The sequence below is a fragment of the Alcanivorax sp. HI0083 genome (genome assembly GCF_001635175.1).
The window spans coordinates 1-597 of record NZ_LWFX01000613.1 but is presented as its reverse complement, the minus strand read 5'-3'; the positions used below and the strand labels follow the sequence as shown (position 1 = coordinate 597).

The window sequence follows — 597 nt, the reverse complement described above, 5'->3', positions numbered from 1 at the left end:
TGCACCGTGCCCGCGCGCGGTTGTTTGAGCTGGTGGATCATTTTCAGGAGACAGGCGAATGTTGAAGTGCAAACACGTCGTCGAAAAAGCCGACGCCCTGGTGGATGGCGCCCCGCTAAGCAAACGGGAGCGCTTCGCACTGCGTCTGCATCTACTGATATGCCACCACTGTCGCCGCTACGTACGTCAGTTGCGTGCGCTGGTGACCTCGCTGCGCCGCCCTCCGCCGGAAACGGTCAGCCAGGAGAAAGTCGACGCGGTCCTCGACAAACTGGACAAGACACCCTGATTCACGCGACTTTCACAGTCGCTGACCGCTACTACCCGCCAGTGCACTTTTTATCATTTCGGCCCAATGCCCGGCGTTCTACTCTGACCCACCAGATCGTTAAGTGGACCGCCTGCGCTCACAGCATGATGACAAACTATCCTTCCCCCGGAGACGCTCAATGCGTAACGATGTACAGGATTATTACGGCAAACAGCTGCATTCCAGTGCAGACCTGCAAACCAATGCCTGCTGTGACCAGGCACCGCCGGAACATCTCAAGCCCCTGCTGGCACAACTCCATGATGAAGTGGTCAGCCGCTACTATG

The 597-nt window shown here is 57.6% G+C and carries 1 protein-coding gene; it reads left to right on the top strand.

Annotated elements, in window-relative coordinates:
• The first annotated feature begins 58 nt into the window (after positions 1-58).
• A complete protein-coding gene (locus tag A3754_RS06170) occupies positions 59-289 on the top strand; it encodes an anti-sigma factor (RefSeq protein WP_063519099.1) in 231 nt (76 codons plus the stop codon).
• Positions 290-597 lie beyond the last annotated feature (308 nt).